At 72.0% G+C, this 16,619-nt stretch carries 14 protein-coding genes and 5 pseudogenes; 12 read left to right on the forward strand and 7 right to left on the reverse strand.

Features of this window, described 5'->3' with window-relative positions:
• Positions 1–40: 40 nt before the first annotated feature.
• The 6 genes and pseudogenes from ABZV31_RS08370 (at position 41) to ABZV31_RS08395 (ending at position 6,348) form a co-directional block, all read left to right on the forward strand.
• Positions 41–405 (forward strand): annotated as a pseudogene (locus tag ABZV31_RS08370) (YciI family protein).
• A complete protein-coding gene (locus ABZV31_RS08375; protein WP_355889829.1) occupies positions 405–1,601 on the forward strand; it encodes an RNA polymerase sigma factor in 1,197 nt (398 codons plus the stop codon). Before ABZV31_RS08370 ends, ABZV31_RS08375 begins: the two are co-directional and overlap by 1 nt.
• Positions 1,602–1,775: 174 nt before the next feature.
• Positions 1,776–3,019: pseudogene (locus tag ABZV31_RS08380) on the forward strand (aldehyde dehydrogenase family protein).
• A gap of 239 nt (positions 3,020–3,258) precedes the next feature.
• Positions 3,259–3,969 carry a chitinase gene (locus ABZV31_RS08385; protein ID WP_355889832.1) on the forward strand — a complete coding sequence of 237 codons (711 nt, stop codon included), beginning with the start codon at positions 3,259–3,261 and terminating at the stop codon, positions 3,967–3,969.
• Positions 3,970–4,029: 60 nt separating this feature from the next.
• Positions 4,030–5,400: a phospholipase gene (locus ABZV31_RS08390; protein ID WP_355889835.1), complete on the forward strand. Its 1,371-nt coding sequence runs from the start codon at positions 4,030–4,032 to the stop codon at positions 5,398–5,400.
• Positions 5,401–5,442: 42 nt separating this feature from the next.
• Positions 5,443–6,348, forward strand: a complete 906-nt coding sequence (locus ABZV31_RS08395) for an oxidoreductase (RefSeq protein ID WP_355889837.1) — start codon at positions 5,443–5,445, stop codon at positions 6,346–6,348.
• 180 nt (positions 6,349–6,528) lie between these two features.
• Here the strand turns inward: ABZV31_RS08395 and ABZV31_RS08400 are convergent, their stop codons facing one another.
• Positions 6,529–6,987: a pyridoxamine 5'-phosphate oxidase family protein gene (locus ABZV31_RS08400; RefSeq protein WP_355889839.1), complete on the reverse strand. Its 459-nt coding sequence runs from the start codon at positions 6,985–6,987 to the stop codon at positions 6,529–6,531.
• Between the two features lie 71 nt (positions 6,988–7,058).
• On the reverse strand, positions 7,059–8,186 hold the full coding sequence (locus ABZV31_RS08405; RefSeq protein WP_355889842.1) for a sodium-dependent transporter: 1,128 nt from the start codon (positions 8,184–8,186) through the stop codon (positions 7,059–7,061).
• Between the two features lie 229 nt (positions 8,187–8,415).
• On the opposite strand from ABZV31_RS08405, the gene ABZV31_RS08410 reads away from it, so the two are divergent.
• The 4 genes from ABZV31_RS08410 to ABZV31_RS08425 all read left to right on the forward strand — a co-directional run bounded on the left by ABZV31_RS08410 (position 8,416) and on the right by ABZV31_RS08425 (position 11,887).
• Positions 8,416–8,787 (forward strand): BlaI/MecI/CopY family transcriptional regulator, encoded by a 372-nt coding sequence (locus ABZV31_RS08410; protein ID WP_355889845.1) that lies wholly within the window; start codon positions 8,416–8,418, stop codon positions 8,785–8,787.
• Positions 8,784–9,713 carry a M48 family metalloprotease gene (locus tag ABZV31_RS08415; RefSeq protein WP_355889847.1) on the forward strand — a complete coding sequence of 310 codons (930 nt, stop codon included), beginning with the start codon at positions 8,784–8,786 and terminating at the stop codon, positions 9,711–9,713. Before ABZV31_RS08410 ends, ABZV31_RS08415 begins: the two co-directional genes overlap by 4 nt.
• A 601-nt stretch (positions 9,714–10,314) precedes the next feature.
• Positions 10,315–10,773, forward strand: a complete 459-nt coding sequence (locus tag ABZV31_RS08420; RefSeq protein WP_355889850.1) for a VOC family protein — start codon at positions 10,315–10,317, stop codon at positions 10,771–10,773.
• A gap of 43 nt (positions 10,774–10,816) precedes the next feature.
• Positions 10,817–11,887 carry an adenosine deaminase gene (locus tag ABZV31_RS08425; protein ID WP_355889853.1) on the forward strand — a complete coding sequence of 357 codons (1,071 nt, stop codon included), beginning with the start codon at positions 10,817–10,819 and terminating at the stop codon, positions 11,885–11,887.
• On the opposite strand, the gene ABZV31_RS08430 is transcribed toward ABZV31_RS08425, so the two are convergent.
• The 3 genes from ABZV31_RS08430 to ABZV31_RS08440 all read right to left on the reverse strand — a co-directional run bounded on the left by ABZV31_RS08430 (position 11,869) and on the right by ABZV31_RS08440 (position 13,648).
• On the reverse strand, positions 11,869–12,384 hold the full coding sequence (locus ABZV31_RS08430; RefSeq protein ID WP_355889856.1) for a DinB family protein: 516 nt from the start codon (positions 12,382–12,384) through the stop codon (positions 11,869–11,871). The two genes, ABZV31_RS08425 and ABZV31_RS08430, sit on opposite strands and share 19 nt — an antisense overlap.
• A 27-nt stretch (positions 12,385–12,411) precedes the next feature.
• Positions 12,412–12,666 (reverse strand): carotenoid oxygenase family protein, encoded by a 255-nt coding sequence (locus tag ABZV31_RS08435; protein ID WP_355889859.1) that lies wholly within the window; start codon positions 12,664–12,666, stop codon positions 12,412–12,414.
• A 67-nt stretch (positions 12,667–12,733) separates the two neighbouring features.
• On the reverse strand, positions 12,734–13,648 hold the full coding sequence (locus ABZV31_RS08440) for a LysR substrate-binding domain-containing protein (RefSeq protein WP_355889862.1): 915 nt from the start codon (positions 13,646–13,648) through the stop codon (positions 12,734–12,736).
• A gap of 127 nt (positions 13,649–13,775) precedes the next feature.
• Here ABZV31_RS08440 and mgrA point away from each other — a divergent pair, with 127 nt between their 5' ends.
• Positions 13,776–14,765 carry an L-glyceraldehyde 3-phosphate reductase gene (mgrA, locus tag ABZV31_RS08445; RefSeq protein ID WP_355889865.1) on the forward strand — a complete coding sequence of 330 codons (990 nt, stop codon included), beginning with the start codon at positions 13,776–13,778 and terminating at the stop codon, positions 14,763–14,765.
• Between the two features lie 702 nt (positions 14,766–15,467).
• Positions 15,468–15,548: pseudogene (locus ABZV31_RS08450) on the forward strand (hypothetical protein); the annotation flags it as partial.
• Between the two features lie 78 nt (positions 15,549–15,626).
• On the opposite strand, the pseudogene ABZV31_RS08455 reads toward ABZV31_RS08450, so the two are convergent.
• Positions 15,627–15,915 (reverse strand): annotated as a pseudogene (locus tag ABZV31_RS08455) (DUF1905 domain-containing protein).
• 86 nt (positions 15,916–16,001) lie between these two features.
• A pseudogene (locus tag ABZV31_RS08460) lies at positions 16,002–16,385 on the reverse strand (nuclear transport factor 2 family protein).
• Positions 16,386–16,619 lie beyond the last annotated feature (234 nt).

The following is a 16,619-nucleotide window of genomic DNA, read 5'->3' on the forward strand; positions in this document are numbered from 1 at the left end:
GTAGGAGGTGGGACAACGGCACGACGCCAAGGAGGACGTCATGAAGTACTACCTGCTCAGCGTGATCCAGCCGAGCGAGGGCGAGCCGCCCTCGGCCGAGGCACTCGCGAAGATCATGGGCGATGTCGAGACCTTCCACCAGGAGCTGCGCGAGGCCGGGGCCTGGGTCTTCGCCGGCGGGCTGCACGGCCCGGAGACGGCCACGGTCCTGCGCCCCAAGGGCGACGACGTGCTGATCACCGACGGCCCTACGCCGAGGGCAAGGAGTACCTGGGCGGCCTGTGCCTGATCAAGGCTCCCGACCTCGACGCGGCCCTGGAATGGGGCCGGAAGGCGACCCGGGCCACCACCCTCCCCATCGAGGTGCGCCCCTTCCTGCACACGGCCGAGGACGCCGAGGGCTGATGCCGGACGCCCCCCACGTCGAGGCCGTCTTCCGCGCCGAGTACGGCCGCGCGGTCTCCGTCCTCGTCCGCTTCCTCGGCGACATCGACCTCGCCGAGGAAGCGGTCCAGGACGCCTTCACCACGGCCCTGCAGAAGTGGCCGGAGACCGGCGTGCCGCCGAGCCCGGCCGGCTGGATCATCACCACCGCGCGCAACCGCGCGATCGACCGGCTGCGCCGCGAGTCCTCCCGGGACGCCCGCCACGCCGAGGCGGCACGGCTGTACGTGCCCGACGCACCGCCCGAGGAGGGCCCCGTGCGCGACGACCGGCTCCGTCTGGTCTTCACCTGCTGCCACCCGGCCCTGGCCCTGCAGACCCGGGTGGCGCTGACCCTTCGCCTGCTCGGCGGGCTCTCCACGGCGCAGATCGCCCGCGCCTTCCTGGTGCCGGAGCCCACGCTGGCCCAGCGCCTGGTCCGTGCCAAGGCCAAGATCCGCCATGCGGGCATTCCGTACCGCGTGCCCCGCGACGCCGACCTGCCCGACCGCCTGAACGGCGTGCTCGCCGTCATCTACCTGATCTTCAACGAGGGCTACAGCGGCTCGCTGGACCTGTGCACCGAAGCCGTACGCCTGGGCCGCCTGGTGTTTGCACTGATGCCGGACGAGGCCGAGGTCACCGGCCTGCTCGCGCTGATGCTGCTCATCGAGGCGCGCCGGGGCGCCCGCGAGAGGACCGACGGTGAGCTGGTGCCGATGCCCGAGCAGGACCGCACCCGCTGGGACCGCGACCTGATCGCCGAGGGGCAGGACCTCGTCCGCCGCTGCCTGCGCCTGGGCCGGCCGGGGCCCTACCAGATCCAGGCCGCGATCAACGCCGTGCACAGCGATGCGCCATCAGTGGACGCCACCGACTGGGGGCAGATCCTGCGGCTGTACGACCAGCTCATGACGCTCGCCCCGAGCCCGGTCGTCGCCCTGAACCGGGCGGTCGCGGTGGCCGAGGCCGAGGGCCCCCGGCAGGCCCTCGACCTGGTGGACGCGCTGGACCTCGACGGCTACCACGTCTTCCACGCGGTCCGCGCCGACCTGCTGCGGCGCCTCGGCCGCCCCGCCGAGGCCGTACGGAGTTACGAGGCGGCCCTCGCCCGCACCGAGAGCCTGGCGCAACGGGCATACCTCGAACGGCGGCGGCGGGAACTCGTACGTGATTGATCGCGCACGTAACCCTCTCGTGCTCGGAATTTATTCTGGCGCCTGAAAGGTCGGTGTTTACACCCGACCTGTTCCGCGGCCGCAAGGGCCGCACACCACCGGCGAGGCACCGTGAATCACCCCACCCCCGAGCAGCCCACCCCCGAGCAGCCCACCCCCGAGCAGCCCACCGACGTGGTCGCCCGGCTGCGCGCCACCTTCCGCGCCGGTCGTACCAAGCCCGTCGACTGGCGCACGGCCCAGCTGCGCCGCCTGCGCGAGATGCTCACGGAGAACGGCCCGGAGCTCGCCGCCGCCCTCCACGCCGATCTCGGCAAGAGCTCCACCGAGGCCTACCGCACCGAGATCGACTTCACGATCCGCGAGATCGACCACACCCTCGACCACCTCGAGGAGTGGCTGCGCCCCGAGCCCGCCCCGGTCCCGGCGCACCTCGGCGGTGACGCGACGGCCTGGACCCAGTACGACCCCCTCGGCGTCGTCCTGGTGATCGCGCCCTGGAACTATCCGGCCCAGCTCCTGCTGACCCCCGTGATCGGTGCCCTGGCCGCGGGCAACGCGGTCGTCGCCAAGCCCAGCGAGCTGGCCCCGGCCACCTCGGCCGCGCTGGCCCGGCTGCTGCCGGCGTACCTCGACACCTCGGCGGTCGCCGTCGTCGAGGGCGGCATCCCGGAGACCACGGCCCTGCTGGCCGAGCGTTTCGACCACACGCCGCCGAGCACCTCACCCCGGTCACCCTCGAACTCGGCGGCAAGTCCCCGGTGTTCGTCGACCGCGGCACCGACCTCGACGTGGTCGCCGACCGGCTGGCCCGCGGCTAGTTCCTCAACGCCGGGCAGACCTGCGTGGCCCCGGGCTACGTCCTGACCGATCCGGAAACCGCCGCCGCCCTCGAACCGGCGCTTGCCCGCGCCGTCGAGGCCCTCTACGGCACCGACCCGTCCGCCTCCGGTGAGTACGGCCGGATCGTCAACGAGCGGCACTTCGACCGGCTCGTCGGCCTGCTCGACTCCGGTCGTGCTGTCGTGGGCGGGGGCAGCGACCGTACCGCGAAGTACATCGCGCCGACCGTCCTGGCGGACGTGGATCCCAAGTCGCCGGTCATGCAGGAGGAGATCTTCGGTCCCGTCCTGCCGATCGTCACGGTGTCCGGCCTCGACGAGGCGATCGCCTTCATCAACGACCGCGACAAGCCGCTTGCCCTGTACGTGTGCACGGAGTCCGACGACACGCGGCAGCGGATCGCCGCCGAGACGTCCTCCGGCGGCCTCGGACACGGCCTGCCGCTCGCCCATCTCACCGTCTCCGACCTGCCGTTCGGCGGCGTGGGGGAGAGCGGGACGGGCAGCTACCACGGCCGCTACTCGATCGAGACGTTCAGCCACCGCAAGGCGGTTCTGGAGAAGCCGCTGGGCTGACGTGCGCAGAGCCGTCGGGTTTGGTCGCGTCTGCGGCCGGGCCCGAGTCGTCCTGTCGGCATGAGCAGTTGACTGGTCTACACCCTTGACTGGTACAGACCAACGCGGTTGAGTGTGCCTCCACACCCCCCACCACGGCCGCCCCCACGCGTGGCCGGTACCACCGGCGCGTGCGCACAAGGTCGGCTCCGCTCTGCCCTTGTCCGGGTGCGGCCGTGCATCGCAAAGGAGTTGATCCTGTGTCGAGGCGCCGCATCGCCGCAGTCCTGACCTCGCTTGCCCTGTCCAGCGCCGCTCTGGTGCTTCAACAGGCCCCCTCGGCGTCCGCCGCCGGCTTCGTCGTGAGTGAGGCGCAGTTCAACCAGATGTTCCCGAACCGGAATTCCTTCTACACCTACAGCGGGCTCACCGCCGCCCTCGGCGCGTACCCCGCCTTCGCCAACACCGGCAGCGACACGGTGAAGAAGCAGGAGGCCGCGGCCTTCCTCGCCAACGTCAGCCACGAGACCGGCGGGCTGGTGTACGTGGTCGAGCAGAACACCGCCAACTACCCGCACTACTGCGACTGGAGCCAGCCGTACGGCTGTCCGGCCGGCCAGGCGGCGTACTACGGGCGCGGCCCGCTCCAGCTCAGCTGGAACTTCAACTACAAGGCCGCGGGCGACGCGCTCGGCATCGACCTGCTCAACAACCCGTACCAGGTGCAGAACGACGCCTCCGTCGCCTGGAAGACCGGCCTGTGGTACTGGAACACCCAGTCCGGCCCGGGCAGCATGACCGGCCACAATGCCATGGTGAACGATGCGGGATTCGGCCAGACCATCCGCAGCATCAACGGCGCGTTGGAGTGCGACGGCAAGAACCCCGCCCAGGTGCAGAGCCGCGTGGACGCCTACCAGCGCTTCGCGCAGATCCTCGGAGTTTCACCGGGCGGCAACCTTTACTGCTGACGCGCCACCACAGGGCATGGTGTCATGCACCTGACTATTTCGACGAAAGGGCACACCGTCATGCGCACCCCCCACGCCCTGCTCGCCACGACCGCGGCGCTGGCCGCCGCGGTCGTGGCTCCTCCGCCTTCTTCCAGCGCCGCGGCGGCGGATCCGGCCGCAGGCACCTACTACGTCCAGAGCGCGACGACCGGCCTCAACGCGGCGGACAAGCAAGGCGCCGTCGAGCAGCACAACCCCAAGGGCAACGAGGACCACCAGCAGTGGAACCTGAGAGCGAGCGGCTCCTCGTACTTCTTGGAGAGCACCGACACGGCGGGCAGCTGTCTCGGCCGCTCCGGTGACCAGGCCCGCACCGTCGCCTGCACCAGCGCCGACGCGGCCTGGGAGATCACGCCGGCCGGGGCCGACCAGTACACGCTCAAGGCCCCGGGAACCGACCGCTACCTGACCGTCGGCGCCAAACCTTCCGGCGCCAACTACCCCGCCCAGCTGGCCATCGGCTCCTCGGGCACCCTCGCCGCCTGGTACCTCACCCCGGTGACGCCGACGACCCGCCCCATGCCGCCGGCCGACCAGCGCACCCTCGACCAGGTCACCTTCCTCACCGCCCACAACGCCTACGCCAACGGAGTCGACGGCGGCTTCGCCCCGCCGTTCGTCAACCTCGTCCCCAACCAGTCCCGCGGCATCGACCAGCAACTCGCCGACGGCGTCCGCGGGTTCATGCTGGACATCCACCAGACCCCGGACGGCGCGATCCTCTGCCACAACAGCTGCACGCTGGTCAGCAAGCCGGTCGCCCTGTGGGGCGACCTCCAGCGCATGGTGAACTTCCTCAAGGCGCATCCCGACCAGTTCGTCACCGTCTTCCTCGAGGACTACGTCGACCCCGGCGTCCTGCGCGGTGAACTCGCCCGCGTCAGCGGCCTGTCGGACGTGCTCTACCGGCCCGACCAGACCGGGGTGCGGCAAAGCGGCTGGCCGAAGCTGGCCGACCTGATCGCCGCCAACCACCGGCTGCTGATCTTCACCGACCACAGCCGCGCCGCCGACGAGGCCGCGGGCCTGACCCGGGACAGCTTCGGCGTGATGTACCAGCGGGAGTGGACGGTGGAGAACTACTGGTCGATGGGCTCGGGCGTCGGCTCCTCCGACTGGTCCTGCTACAGCCGCTGGTACGACGCCAACACGAACATCCCGCTGACGCACATTGAGCCCGGCTTCCGCCCGCTGTTCGTGATGAACCACTTCCGGGACGCCACCATCGCCGGCACGGCGCAGACCGACAACACCAAACTCACCGACCGGGCCCAGCGGTTCTGCCAGTCGGCCGCGCGCAAGAAGCCCAACTTCCTCGCCGTGGACCGCTACGACCTCGGCAATCCGGCCGCTGCCGTCAACACGCTGAACACGTACACGTATCCGTAAAGCGCGCGCATCGGTGCCCGGGGCATGTGCGACACTCCGTCGATGACCTCCGAAACGATCACCGCGGACGCCGCGGGCACCTGGAAACTCGGCGAGCTGTCCGTCAACCGGATCGGCCTCGGCGCCATGCGGCTGACGGGCAGCGCCGCCTTCCACCTCGGCACACCGAGCGACCGGGAGCGGTCGATCGCCGTGCTGCACAAGGCCGTTGAGCTCGGCGTCAACCACATCGACACGGCCGCCTTCTACTTCTCCTCCCTGCGCTCCGCCAACGAGCTCATCAACAGCGCGCTGTCGCCGTACCCGGACGACCTGGTCATCGTCACCAAAGTCGGTCCCTACCGGAACTACTCGGGGGAGTGGGGCACCTCGGCGCGGCCCGACGACCTGCGCGGCCACGTCGAGGAGAACCTGCGCCAGCTCGGCCGCGACCACCTCGACGTCGTCAACCTGCGCCGGATGCGGCAGGACTCGATCGCCGAGCACTTCGGCGCGCTCGCCGAACTGCGTGACGAGGGCCTGATCCGGCACCTCGGCATCTCCGACGTCGAGCCCCGGCACCTTGCCGAGGCCCAGGCCATCGCGCCCGTGGTGTGCGTGCAGAACCGCTACGGCCTCGACCTCCACGACCCCGCGACCGACGAGCTGCTGCGCATCTGCCGCGACCAGGGCATCGCCTTCGTGCCGTTCTTCGCCATCGCCGGGGAGGGCGGCTCGCAGGGCGTGAGCGGAGACCACGACGAGGAGGTTGCGGCCATCGCCCGGGCCCACGGCGCGACCCCCGCGCAGGTCCGGATCGCCTGGACGCTGCAACAGGGCCCGCACGTGCTGGCCATCCCCGGCACCGGCAACCCCGACCACCTCGTGGAGAACGTCGCCGCGGGAGCGCTCCACCTCAGCGACGACGAGATGGCCCGGCTCGACGCGCTGCACACGAAGGCCGCTTGACCGACGCGGGGCCCGGCCCGCGTGCGCGGTCGGCGGACAGTGGTCCGAGAGGCTCGTGTCCGTGGAGGCGGTGCCCCAACTCGTCACCGTCCGGGGCGCGCACCTCTCCTGGGCGACCTCGGGCGACGGAGCTCTCGGGTGAGGGAGTCCCCGGATGGGGCGCCGGGTCGGGTTGCGCGCTCAGACCACCCAGACCCCGTCCCGCATCAGGTGTCGGCCACGCAGCTCAGGCTCCCCGTGCCAGGCCTGCACGGCCCGCGGCCGCACCCTGAAGTAGCCGTACGAGGGGCTGTCCGTGCGGGGATCCCAGCCGGTCCTCGCACGGAAGGCGTCGGCCGCCGCGGCCGGCACGTCCGCCGCGGTGAACGTCTCCACGTCGCCGTCGATGAGCACGACGTCGCGGGTGTCCCCGAATGCCAGCCGGGTGCGCCTGCCGTCGTGCAGGTTGCGGCCGGTGGGGTTGGTGAGGCGGGTCGACAGCCACACGGACTCGCCGTCCCAGACGAACCACAGCGCGACCAGACACGGCAGTCCGCCGGCGTCCGCGGAGGCCACCCAGATGTCCGTCTCCCGTTCCAGACGGGCCAGGAGGTCGCGCTTGCGGTGTTCGGGGCTGCGGGGCGGCTCGGGGATCTTCATGCGGGGGACGCCACCGGCCGGTCCCGCACGGCACTTCGGGCTTGAGCTCGGCATTCCCTCGGGCCCGACCCCTACGACCCCGGCCCGATGCGCTCCGATGCCACGTTGCCACGCCCGTACCCCCGTACGACACGGCCGGCCGCCACCTTCTGCAGCAGGCCGTAGGCGAGGACCGGCAGGAGGATGTGGGGACGGTCGGGCAGGGTCGTGGTGATGAGCACGGCGCTCGCGCTGCTGTTGTTCATCCCACAGGCCAGCGTCACGGAGGCCCCGGCGTGCGCGTCCAGCCGCAGGGCGCGGGCGGTGAGGCCACCCAGGACGAAGGACAGTCCGCACACGGTCGCCGCGACGGTGAGCGCGGCCGCCAGCAGGACCGGTCTGGGGCGGGCCAGGAAGGGCCCGAGGACGCCGCTGGCATTGACGTAGGTGAGCAGCAGCGAACCGAGCAGGGCCGCGGGGACGGCGGTCGAGAGCAGGCCGTGCAGCGCACGGCGCGGCAGCACCAGGCGGCTCAGCAGGCCCGCGCCGCACGGCAGCACGACCGACGTGAGCGCGAAGGCGTGCCCCGCCGCCTGCCCGGCCGTGGCCAGCCGGCCCGCGTAGTCCGCGCTCAGCAGCGGGCACAGGGCGGCCAGCGTGAGCGGGAGGGTCAGCGGGCTGGCGAGGGTGGAGGCGAGCACCAGGCCGACGGCCGTGGGCTGGTCGCCGTCGCCCTTGGCGGTCCACACCGTCGCCCCGGCCGCCACCGGCATCGCGACGATGAGGATCATCGCGGCGACCATGCCACTGCCGCCGTCGCTGTCCGACGTCTGCCGCAGCGCGAGCGCCACCGCCGGGACGATGAGCAGCGGGGCCAGCACGTGCAGCGCGAGGCCGGTGACCAGGGCGGCGGGCCGCCGCACCAGCCGCCGGAGCTCCCCCAGCGGGACCTGCAGGCCCGCGCTGAACAGGACCAGTGCGAGCAGGAACTGCGGTGCCTTGAACGGCAGCTCAACGAGCCCGGCGACACCGAGCACATGCGGGCGGCGCAGCCACAGGCCGGGGGAGGGCAGCGCCGCGGCCGCGACGTAGGTCACGGTGACGGCCCGGCCGAGGCGGCGCCGCAGCAGGGCGACGGCGCGGTGCGCGGCGGGCCGTTTCGGACGCGGGCCCGCGCAGTGCGGGGGCGGGGCGGGATGATTCTGCTGCTGGACGTGCATGGCGGCGCTCTTCCGTCGTCGGACCTGGGCGGAGACGGAACGCCGCTATCGCGGAGGGGCTCGCCGGGAAGCGCCGGTGCACGAGTGTGCGAATCGCTGCGGTCATCGGCGAGGGCCCTTTCATAATGGGCATGCGGGCGCAGCCATGAGCAGGAGACGGCACCCGATGACTACAATCGTGTAGACGGTCTACTGAACTGTAGACCATGGCGGGGTGAGGAACGTTCCCATGACCGACGCGAAGGACGAACGCCGGCCGGCCGGCGAGCTCGAAGCCAGTGTCATGGCCGTTCTGTGGGCCGCCGACGCGCCCCAGACCCCCGGCCAGGTCCAACGGAGCCTCGGCGCCGACCTGGCCCGCACCACGGTGACCACCATCCTCACCCGGCTGCACGACAAAGGGGTCGTCGAACGCCGGCGTCAGGGTCGCGGCTACGCCTACTACCCCGTCCAGGACGCGCACGGACTCACCGCTCGCCGCATGCACTCCGAGCTCGACCGCGACACCGACCGCGAGAGGGTCCTCGCCCGCTTCGTCGCGCAGCTCAGCCCCGACGACGAGCGCATCCTGCGCGACCTGCTCGAATCCGGTGAGCGATGATCGCGCTGCTGCTCCTGCCGCTCGTGCTGCCGTTCGCCATGCCGGCGCTTGCCCGGCGCGCACTCGACCGCCTCACACCCGTGACCGCGCTGTGGGTGATCACGGTCTCCGCGGCCGTGCTCGCAAGCTGCTCCCTCGCCGCGCTCGGCGCCTTCGTCCTCATCGGCCTGCTCGAGCTCCCCGTCTTCGCCGCGCTCGGGGAGCTCGTCCGCCCGCTGCACACCGCCTCCGACCTCCTGGTCGTACCGGCGGCCGCCACCTCCGTCGGAGCGCTCACCGTGTGCGCGAGCACCCTCGGGCGCGCGGCGGTGCGGGAGTTCCGGGCCTTCCGCAGCGCCCACACGGAGGCCGACCGCCGGCCCGCCGCGGGCGACCTGTGCGTGGTCGACTCCCCGCACCCGGACGCGTACGCCCTGCCCGGCCGCCCGCACCGTATCGTCGTCACCACCGCGATGCTGCGCAGCCTCGACGCCGCCGAGCGCGAGGCGCTGTTCGCCCACGAACGCGCCCACAACCGGGGCGGCCACCACTACTTCCTGGCCGCCGCCGAGCTCGCCGCCCACTGCCATCCCGCGCTGCGCCCGGTCCGCGAGACCATCGGCCTCGCGGCCGAACGTGCCGCCGACGAGGCCGCGGCCGCCGCCGTCGGCGACCGGCGCCTGACCGCGCGCGCCATCGCCCGTGCCGCCCTCGCCGGGCAGGAGGCCCGCTCCGAACGCCCGGAGTTCGCCCCCGCCGCCACCTCCGGCCCCGTCCCGCAGCGCGTCAAGGCCCTCCTGTCGGCCCCGCACGTCCCGCGCCGCGCCGCGGCCTGGATCGCCGGGCTGCTGGTGGCCTGCGCCACCGCCTCCTGCGCCGCCTCCGCGACCGGGATGATCGACTTCCATCACCGGGTGGAGATCGCGCAGGGCGAAGAGTCCCACTGAGCCGCCCGCGGCGGGCCGGACGCCTGGGCACACCCGTCGGCGCGGCACGGGATCGTCCGGCTGGTGTCAGGCAGGAGGCCGAACCGTCGGAGTGCAGGGCGGGCCGGGCGGGCCGCGCGGCCGTCCGCCGAGAGGACGGGTGCCGCTGGGGCGAGACGGCTGCCACTGGGTCGAGAGGAGGACCGGGGGCGGTCGGACGCGGTCGGACGCGGTCGGACACCGGTTGCGCGGGTTCGGGCCGCCGGGCTGCCGTGGCCCGCCGCGCGGAAGGTCGCTGACGGGAAAGGAATGCCTCGAGCCGATGGCGGCGGATCGGGGCGGTCCGGGCGGTCCGGGGTGCCGAGGGCGGGAAGCCGTGTCGGCGGGCTGCCGAATTCCCCCGCCGGCCAGGGTGCGGGGCGCGCAGCAGACCGAACCGGAGCGGGCCGGGCCGCGGCGTCCAGTTGCTGGTGACCGCGCCCGAGCGGTCGTCGGGGGCTCCGCGCAGAACTCTCCCTCGCACTGCCCCGGCAGTCGAAACCGTCCCGTCCCGGGCCTGACTGGCGTGCGCGGAGTTTTACGTATAACCTCACCCGTCGATCACCCGCCCCGAAAGGCTCCGATGAGATGCATCGCCCTGGTCACCCTTGTCGTCGACGACTACGACGAGGCGATCCGCTTCTACACCGAGGCGCTCGGCTTCCGGCTCGTCGAGGACGCCCCGCGCCCGGACGGTTCACGCTGGGTCGTCGTCGCGCCGGCTCCGCAAGGTCTGGACGCCGCGGGCCAAGGTCTGGACGCCGCGGGCCAAGGTCTGGACGTGGCGGGCCACGGCACCGGTGTGCTGCTCGCCCGTGCCAAGGGCCAGGCTCAGTCCGCGCGGGTCGGTGACCAGACCGGCGGGCGCGTCGGCTTCTTCCTGCACACCGACGACTTCGCCCGCGACCACGCCCGGATGCACGCCGCGGGCGTGACCTTCCTGGAGGAGCCGCGCCACGAGCCGTACGGCACCGTCGCCGTCTTCCAGGACCTCTACGGCAACCGCTGGGACCTGCTCCAGCCCGCCCCCGCGATCGACTGACCACACCGCCCACCACCGCACCACCTGCCGAGGAAGCACCCGCATGACCGCGCCCCGCATCGACACCGACACCCTCCGCCGGCTCCCCAAGGCCGTGCTGCACGACCACCTCGACGGCGGCCTGCGCCCCTCCACCGTCGTCGAACTCGCGGACGCGGTCGGCCACACCCTGCCCACCACCGACCCCGACGAGCTCGCCGCCTGGTACTTCGAGGCCGCCAACTCCGGCGACCTGGTTCGCTACATAGCCACCTTCGAGCACTCCCTCGCCGTGATGCAGACCCGCGAAGGCCTCCTGCGCACCGCCGAGGAGTACGTCCTCGACCTCGCCGAGGACGGCGTCGTCTACGGCGAGGTGCGCTACGCGCCCGAGCTGATGGTCAAGGGCGGGCTGACCCTGAGCGAGGTCGTCGAGACCGTCCAGGAGGGGCTCGCGGCCGGTATGGCGAAGGCGACCGCCGCCGGTACGCCGGTGCGGGTCGGCACCCTGCTGTGCGGCATGCGGATGTTCGACCGCAGCCGTGAGATCGCCGACCTCGCCGTCGCCTACCGCGACGCCGGTGTCGTCGGCTTCGACATCGCCGGCGCCGAGGACGGCTTCCCGCCCGCAGACCACCTGGCCGCCTTCGAGTATCTGCGCCGCGAGAGCGTGCCGTTCACCATTCACGCCGGCGAGGCGCACGGCCTGCCCAGCATCCACCAGGCCCTGCAGGTGTGCGGCGCCCAGCGCATCGGGCACGGCGTGCGCATCACCGACGACATCGTCGACGGCAAACTGGGTCGCCTGGCAGGCTGGGTGCGCGACCGCCGGATCGCCCTGGAGATGTGCCCGACGTCCAACCTCCAGACCGGCGCCGCCGCGTCGATCGCCGAGCACCCCATCACCGCCCTGAAGGACCTCGGCTTCCGGGTCACCCTCAACACCGACAACCGTCTGGTCTCCGGCACGACGATGACCCGGGAAATGGCCCTGCTGGTCGAGGAGGCGGGCTGGACGGTCGAGGACCTGCGCACGGTCACGGTGAACGCCGTCAAGAGCGCGTTCATCCCGTTCGACGAGCGCAAGGCCCTCATCGAGGACGTCGTCCTGCCGGGCTACGAGGCCGCGCTCTGAAGCAGCCCCTTGACGTAGGCGGCCTGTCCGACGTGCTGCAGATCGTCGGACAGGACGCTGACCAGCCGCACGCCCAGGGTGACGGGCGGATCCCAGCGTTCGTCGACGATGCGTTCGAGGTCCTTGGCGGTCAGCTGGCGCAGCGCCTGGAGGGTCTGTTCGTGCACGGCGTCGTAGTAGCCGGTCAGCAGGTCCCCGGAGTCGATCCGCACCTTGGCGGCCTTCGCGGAGCTGTGGCCGTACCCGGTGTCGTGGCGGTTGAGGTCGAGCCCGAAGCGCTTTTCCCAGCCCTGAGACAGCCACACCTGGTCGAGGTCGAAAGCGTCGGCGACGTGGTTGTCCTGCACGCGGGTGAGGTGCCAGACCAGCCAGGAGATGGAGTTGGCGTCGGCGGCGGGACGGGCGTTGAGCCGGTCCGGCGACAGACCGTCGACGGCGGCGTGGACTTCTTCCTGGATGCGGCCGTAGCCGTCGATGAGGACGTCCTTTGCATGCATACGTCCACCATCGCGCATCGCTGTCCGTCATGCGTCCGGAATCCGGCTTCCGTGGAAGCCCAGCGGCACCCGCAGATGGATCCGCGCGACCGGCTCACCCGTGAAGTCCTGCGCGGCGCGGATCTTGAGGCCGGCCGCACCGCGGTCGGGATGGTGGACGTGGGCGAGCGCGTACCCGGCGCCCTTGGCCGCCCCCGGGTCCGTGGGGTGCGCCGGGACGAACACGGCCCCGCCCGCCGCCGCGGCCCCGCGCAGCACGTTGTGCCGCGTGTGTTCCGTCATCGTCCGTACGCCTGGGCGTAGTTGCCGTGAGGGACGGTCACGTGTCCGTGGCGGCGGGACGGCCGGGTCAGGAAGGATGGGCCCCGTCCGAGGGCGGTGCCAGGTCCCCTGTTTCCAGCAGGGCGAGCAGCGCGCGGGCCGCCGGACTGGTGGCCTGCTCGGGCGGCAGCAGCGCGACGGTCTCGTACTCCGTCTCGCCGGTGCCCTTGAGGGGGAGCGCGGTGAGCGACGGACGCTTGTGCCGGAAGTGCCGGGGGACGACGGCGACGCCGAGGTTCTCGTCGACCAGGTCGAGGAGGCTGTGCACGTCGTTCACCTCCAGGGCCACCGTGCGGCGAACGCCCGCGGCGGAGAAGGCCGCGTCCGTGGTGCGGCGCGGGCCCCAGTCCGGGTGGAAGTCCACGAAGACCTCGCCGCTCAGGTCCTCCGGTATGAGGGCCGCTCCCGGCGCCGTGAGCCGGTGGTCGGGGTGGCACAGCACCGTCATCGGCTCGCGGGTCACTGCCACCGAGCGCAGCTGGTCGCTGTCCGCCTGCGTCCGGTAGGCGAAGGCCAGGTCCAGTCGCCCGGCCGCGACCTCCTCGGCCAGCGCGCCCGACCCCGCCTGCCGCAAACGGATCTCCACGTCCGGGTGCCGCCGCCGGAACGCGGCCAGCAGCGCCGCCACGTGCACCCCGGCGATGCACTGCTCGGTGCCGAGCGAGAGCGTGCCGCGCAGCACGCCCTGCACCGCGGCCACCGCCTCGTGGGCCGCCCGCACCTGTGCCAGGATCCGCTCCGCCTCGCCGAGCAGCGCGCGTCCGGCCTCCGTGAGGGTCACCCGGCGGGTGGTGCGCACGAACAGCGGGGTCTGCAGCTCCCGCTCCAGCGCCCGGATCGACGCCGACAGACCCGACTGGGACACCATCAGCCGTTCCGCAGCCCGGGTGAAGTGCTGGTCCTCGGCGACCGCGACGAAGTGCCGGAGGTGACGCAGTTCCATGATTGAGAAGCGTATCCGCTGAATTCCATCGGATTCTTCTGTTGGACCACTGCCCGCAGGTCGCGCCAGAGTGGACACCGGTTCCCCGGAACCGGTCACCTGTGTGCCAACCCATGATGGAGTCGCGTTGTACACCGCCCACCCCGACCGCTACGCGGACATGCCCTACCGGCGTACCGGACGCAGCGGTCTGAAGCTCCCCGCGCTGTCGCTCGGCCTGTGGCACAACTTCGGCCCCGACCGCCCGGTCGCCACCCAGCGTGCCATCCTGCGCCGCGCCTTCGACCTCGGCGTCACCCACTTCGACCTGGCCAACAACTACGGCCCGCCGCCCGGCGCCGCCGAGTCCGCCCTCGGCGAGGCGCTGAAGGCGGACTTCGCGCCGTACCGCGACGAGCTGGTGATCTCCACCAAGGCCGGCTACCTGATGTGGCCCGGCCCGTACGGCGAATGGGGCTCGCGCAAGTACCTGCTGTCCTCGCTCGACCAGAGCCTGAAGCGGATGGGCCTGGACTACGTCGACATCTTCTACTCCCACCGCCCCGACCCGGAGACTCCCCTGGAGGAGACGATGGGCGCCCTGCACTCGGCGGTCCAGCAGGGCAAGGCGCTCTACGTCGGTGTCTCCAACTACTCCCCGGAGCAGACCCGCGAGGCCGCCCGCATCCTCGGCGAACTCGGCACCCCCCTGCTCATCCACCAACCGCGCTACTCGATGCTCGACCGCCGCCCGGAGGAGGGCCTGCTCGACACCCTCGACGAGCTTCAGGTCGGCTCCATCGCCTACTCCCCGCTGGAACAGGGCCTGCTCACCGCCCGCTACCTCGGCGGCATCCCCGAGGACTCCCGGGCGGCGAGCGACAGCCCCTTCCTGAACTCCGACGCGGTGACGGAGGAGCTGGTGGGGAAGCTGCGCGCCCTGGACGAGATCGCCAAGTCCCGCGGCCAGTCCCTGGCCCAGATGGCTCTTGCCTGGGTCCTGCGGGGCGGCCGGGTCACCTCCGCCCTGGTCGGCGCGAGCAGCCCACAGCAGCTGGAGGACAGCGTTGCGGCGATCCGCAACCTGGACTTCGACGCGGAGGAGCTGGCGCGCATCGACGCGGTCGTCAAGCCGTGAGGCGCGCACCCGTGAGACGCTCGCTCGCCTCCCGGAGGCGGGCGGCCGCCTCCGGGTCCACCGCGTACGGCAGGACGCCGGCCGTCTCCTCCCCGGTGCGCCATGCGGCCTCGTCCTCGACGAGCGGACCGATATCGCAGTTCTCGCAGTAGACGCCACCCAGGCCGTCGAGCTGCGGGCAGGGTGGCGTACCAGACGCTGGTGGCCGCTCCCTGCGGGACCGTCTTGAGCTGGCGGGCGGGGTCCCGTACGGGGCGGCCCTCGTCGTCGACGGCACCGGCCGCCCGGATGACGTCCTCGGTGATGTGCTTGGCGAGACCGGTGTCGATGATGACGCCGGGATGCACGGAGAAGGCACGCACGTCCTGCGCCAGGCCCCGCCGGTCCAGTTCGACCGCGAAAAGGGCGTTCGCCGTCTTCGACTGGCCGTAGGCGGCGAACCGGTCGTACGCATGGTGCTCGAAGTGCAGGTCGTCGAAGACGACGGGGGAGAAGCGGTGGCCCGCGAGGACACCGCGACCACCCGCGCCCCGCCGGCCGCGACCAGCGCCGGCCACAGCCGGGCCACCAGCTGGAAGTGCCCCAGGTGGTTCGCGCATGAGTTCCCTGAGTCAACCCCTAGGCGCGCCGCAGGCCGTGCACCCGCCGGGACCGAGAGGTCACAACCCTACCCGTGAGGGCTGCAGAAGGGATGGTCCTTTAATGAGCCTGGCCGCCCGCGCCCTCCGGCAGGACGGGACACCGGTGGCGGCACTCGCCCGCTCGGTCGGCTACACCTCCGAGAGCGCCTTCAGCAACGCCTTCAGGCGCACCGTCGGTATCGCCCCCGCCGCTACCGGGAGAAGGCGCGGCGCACGGGGGCTACGAGCTGAGCCGCTCCTGAAGGTGCACGGTCACCGTGTCGCCCTCGCCCTTGCCGATCGCCTTGCGCACGTCGGCCTTCACCGGCAAATTGTGGGTCCCCTCGCCCAGCGCCATGAAGGAGCTCCGGAAAGGGTGGCCGTCGATCGTGCCGCGGACCCTTGACGAGTCCGCGCGTTCCGAAGAAGGCGACGGACTCCGGCCAGACGACATAGGTCCAGCCGCCCTTGTTCGGACTCCTGCGCAGCTCGGTGGTGAATTCCGCGTCCACTTCTCCGGTCGTGCCCATGGTGTTCCTCCGCTCACGGCGATCCCGACGGACCGTTCGTTTCAAGAGACCACCGCGCGCGGTAGAACTCATCGCGGCGGCGGGCGTCAGGTTCCGGCGGGTACCCGGTCCAGGAAACCGAGCACCGTCCGGATCCGCCCCTCACCGTCCAGGGTGATCACGTCGGACCCGGCGACCGGCGCGGAACCGTCCGCCTCGCTGACCAGCTCTCAGGAGAACCGTGCCGTGTCGTGGCGCCCGTCGACGGCGCCGGTGAGCCCAAAGGCGAACCCGGGGAACTGCTCGTGGGCCGCGGCGATCACGGCCGCGATCCGCTCGTGGCCGCGGACGTCGGCGAGCCGGTCGGTGTAGCTGCCGTCCGGCGCCCAGGCGGTGGCCACCGCCTTCGCCAGGGCCTCCGGCTCGCCCGCGTTCCAGGCCTCGAAGTAGCGGGCGACGGCACTCTCGTAACGGTCGGTGTGCGCGGACATGGTGAATCGGCCTCCATCGAGGTCGTAGGTGCTGGTCAGGACCCGGATCTCCGTGGTCGGCGACCCGTTGGGACCACCATGCCGGGAGGCGGCGGAGGGGTCGATTACCGCCCGGCTAGTGCCCGCGACAGCGGATCCGCGCGGTTTCGGCCAAGGGGGGCGGTGAATATGCCAGGAGACTGGCCGGAAAGCCATGGTGACAGTGTTTCAGGGGTGAACATACTCGAAGGTCAG

It is taken from the genome of Streptomyces sp. NPDC005202 (assembly GCF_040608235.1).
GTDB lineage: Bacteria > Actinomycetota > Actinomycetes > Streptomycetales > Streptomycetaceae > Streptomyces.